This is a genomic window from Bacteroides stercorirosoris, assembly GCF_900142015.1.
Taxonomy (GTDB): domain Bacteria; phylum Bacteroidota; class Bacteroidia; order Bacteroidales; family Bacteroidaceae; genus Bacteroides; species Bacteroides stercorirosoris.
In genome coordinates this window covers 1-3,445 of sequence record NZ_FQZN01000076.1, presented here as the reverse complement: position 1 = coordinate 3,445, position 3,445 = coordinate 1, and the positions used below count along the sequence as shown (strand labels likewise).

Annotated in this window: 3 protein-coding genes; 2 read left to right on the top strand and 1 reads right to left on the bottom strand. The window is 40.3% G+C overall.

The window, feature by feature from the left end; genetic code table 11:
* Positions 1–126: 126 nt before the first annotated feature.
* A complete protein-coding gene (locus BUC01_RS24755; protein ID WP_025836030.1) occupies positions 127–792 on the bottom strand; it encodes a Crp/Fnr family transcriptional regulator in 666 nt (221 codons plus the stop codon).
* A gap of 175 nt (positions 793–967) precedes the next feature.
* On the opposite strand from BUC01_RS24755, the gene BUC01_RS24750 reads away from it, so the two are divergent.
* Both BUC01_RS24750 and BUC01_RS24745 read left to right on the top strand, forming a co-directional pair.
* Positions 968–1,564: a MarC family protein gene (locus tag BUC01_RS24750; RefSeq protein WP_009129132.1), complete on the top strand. Its 597-nt coding sequence runs from the start codon at positions 968–970 to the stop codon at positions 1,562–1,564.
* A gap of 96 nt (positions 1,565–1,660) precedes the next feature.
* A complete protein-coding gene (locus BUC01_RS24745; protein ID WP_175560911.1) occupies positions 1,661–3,337 on the top strand; it encodes a tetratricopeptide repeat protein in 1,677 nt (558 codons plus the stop codon).
* Positions 3,338–3,445: the final 108 nt, after the last annotated feature.

The window sequence follows — 3,445 nt, the reverse complement described above, 5'->3', positions numbered from 1 at the left end:
GAAGACGGAGGATTTCTTGCTTTTCTGCTAATGTGTGATGTCTTGACATAAATAAACCCCGAAAGTTTTTTGTCCAACTTTCGGGGGTCACTTCACTTTGACACAACCTCATATTATGGTGCAACTCTATTCTATCAGTCTTTCCGCATCCGGTATTACAATCTCCCCCCTGTGGAGCGTCAGTAGTCCTTCTTCCTGCATACCGTTCAAAGCCTTCGATACGCTCAACCGTGTGTCATTGATAGTATCGGCAAGCTCTTCCATCTTTATTTTCAATATCTTTTCTCCCGAAGGGCGTTCAATGTGCGAAAGAATAAAATTCGCAATACGTGCTTCTAGTTTATCAGGCACCTTGGCCCACAAACGGTTGTAGCAGGTCTGTGCCCGGTTACTGATGATATTCATATAGTTTAAGCGGAAGATTTCATATCTGAACAAATCATTCATCACAAATGCCTTGCTGATAGTTACGATACGTACTTCTGTGCGTGCTACGTGGGTGGATACATAGCAAGTGTTCATACCGAACAAAGCCTGTGGCTCAATCAGGTAAGGTGCCTGAAAGAACTCCGTAAAGGTGTATGAATTATCTGTAGATGAGGTAGATGAAGCGATTTCTCCGTTTAAGATAAATACCAACTGCCCACATGCCGCACCTTTTTTTACTAAAACATCTCCAGCTCTGTGCTTGGTGAAATGTAATTTTACTTTTCCCAATATACTGGTGAAGTCCTCGTGAGCGAGACCTTGAAACAGTGGCAATTGGAGCAGGGTGTCATACATCGTTTCCATATCTTTATCAACTTCTTGTTTGAAAACAAATGTAGGCATAATAGCTATCTGCCGTAAACACTTAGCCTTTCTTTTTGTTTTTTTTATTATTTCTTAAACGTGCTATTCATTCAGGTAATTAAATCTTGCGGAATGCATAAAAATCGATTATCTTTGCAAAAAAAAGGAGGAACGTATGTTTGCAGCATTCAATTTACAACAAATGATAAGTGCTTTTATCGTATTATTTGCAGTTATCGACATTATTGGTTCTATTCCTATTATTATTAATCTGAAGGAAAAAGGAAAGGATGTGAACGCATTGAAGGCGACGTTGATATCCTTCGCCTTGTTGATCGGCTTCTTCTATGCCGGAGACATGATGTTGAAGTTGTTTCATGTAGATATCGAGTCGTTTGCCGTTGCCGGTGCATTCGTTATCTTCCTGATGTCTCTGGAAATGATTCTGGATGTGGAAATATTCAAGAATCAGGGACCTATCAAGGAAGCTACTTTGGTTCCTTTGGTTTTCCCGTTGCTGGCCGGTGCCGGCGCATTCACTACTTTGCTGTCCCTTCGCGCGGAGTATGCCAGTGTCAACATCATTATTGCTTTGGTGCTGAATATGTTGTGGGTATATTTTGTTGTCAGTATGACGGGACGTGTGGAACGTTTCCTCGGCAAAGGCGGCATTTATATCATTCGTAAATTCTTCGGTATCATTCTGCTGGCTATCTCCGTGAGGCTGTTCATGGCGAACATTACGTTGTTGGTGGAGGCGCTGCATAAATAGCGGCGGCTCCCTTTGACAGACTAAACTATTATGCACTTACTCAGACTTGTTTTTTTATTTATTTCTGTTCTTTTTCTATCTTCTTGCGGTAGGGATATGAATGTATTGCAGAGAGCGGAAGGATTGATGGATAGTCATCCGGATAGTGCGCTATATCTTTTGCAATCAGTTGGTTCGCCCAAATCGTTGTCGAATGAGGATTACGCAAACTATTGTTTATTGTTGACACAGGCAATGGATAAGAATGATCTCACTTGGTGGGAATCGGATACGTTGTTCATTGATGCGGCATATGCTTTTTATGAAAAGACGTCTGATGACAGGCGTATATCCCTTTGTTGTTTTTATAAGGGAAATGTGTATTACGAAAAAGAAGAGTTCAAACAGGCTGCGTGGTGGTATAAACAAGCCGAGGTACGTGCGCTCCGGACAGAGGATGTCAAGTTAATCTCTTTGGTATATAGTAGTCTGGGCTATGTCAATATGCAATTGAATCTTTTTCCCGAAGCTTTGGCGGATTTTAAGAAGGCTCTCTCTTATGCAGCCTGTGGCAATCACAAGAAATATATTTTGAGCAATACACAGGATATTGCGAGAGTTTTTGACTATATGGGCGAAACAGACAGTGCTTCTTATTATTTCCGGCATTCTTTGAGCATTCTTTCGGATGCGGATTCCGTATATCATGCTTTGGTCTATCACAATCTGGCTACTTTTTATGAAGGGCTGGCGTTAAGTGATAGTGCATTGAAGTATATTTCTAAGGCTTTGGCCTGGGAGGGGGAAAATGATAAATGCCGTTCTTACCTAATATTGGGAAATACATATTATCAGCAGGAACGCCCGGATCTGGCAAAACAGTTTTGGGATAAAGCATTGGAAACTTCTGACCCATCAATAAAAGTGTGTGTCTACCATTCTCTGTATCAAACCTATAAAGTTGGAGAAGATTATAAACGTTCGGTTGATTATGCTGAAAAGTGCCTGCAATACGCTGATTCAGTCTATCAGATAGAAGCCTTGCGTGCGGTTGCTGATATTCAGGAAAAATATGATAATGAGACATTGAGAAATAGGAATCTGGAGAGTGAAGTGCGTATACTTTATTTGCTTATTGCTTTGGGATTTAGTCTCTTCTTGCTCGTTTTCTTGATTGGTATATACAGCCGTTACCGGCACAAGCAGCAACAGCGTATCAGGGAACTTGTTGCAGGAAAGGAAATTGAACTGGAACAGTATCGAAATCGTTTGCAGCATCTGGAAGCAATAGCTCATTTGGAAGAGCAGGAGAAAGAAAAGTGGGAATCAGAACGAATAATATATCTGAAGCAACAGATAAAAGAACGTACGGATGAGATTATTTCTTATAAGAACTCTTATAAAAACTTGAATCTGAATTATGAAAAGCTGTTGAGATATGAGTCTATCGCAAAAGGCATGAAGCTGCACGATGCTATCCATAACAATGTTTCAGCCTCAAGAGGGCTTTTGTTTTCTACGGATGCCATTAAGGATTTTGTGGGTTACTATACTTATATTCACGAGGATTGCATTAGCCGTTTAAGGAAAGCGGCATATGGTCTGACTGTTTTTGAAACAGCTATCTGTATTCTTTTTGGCATGGGATTGTCCCATCAGCAAGTTGCTGATATATTAGGTAATAGTCCGCAAACTTTAAGTAAGGCAAAGTTACGTCTCAAGACTAACCGTTTTCGCTTGAAGAATGATGACAGGCGGCTGGAAGATATACTTGTCGCTCTTTGGGGATTATGATTGATTCTTGTTCGAGACTATCCATCTGATTGTGTAAATAGAAAACTACGGTGTTTCTCTCGTAGTTTTTTTATTTATGTATTAACTTTGTAAAAATCAGATTTTATG

Bases quoted from the DNA above. Each gene is read 5' to 3' on its own strand.
- BUC01_RS24755 (WP_025836030.1), bottom strand. From the start codon at position 792: ATGGAAACGATGTATGACACCCTGCTCCAATTGCCACTGTTTCAAGGT.
- BUC01_RS24750 (WP_009129132.1), top strand. From the start codon at position 968: ATGTTTGCAGCATTCAATTTACAACAAATGATAAGTGCTTTTATCGTA.
- BUC01_RS24745 (WP_175560911.1), top strand. From the start codon at position 1,661: ATGAATGTATTGCAGAGAGCGGAAGGATTGATGGATAGTCATCCGGAT.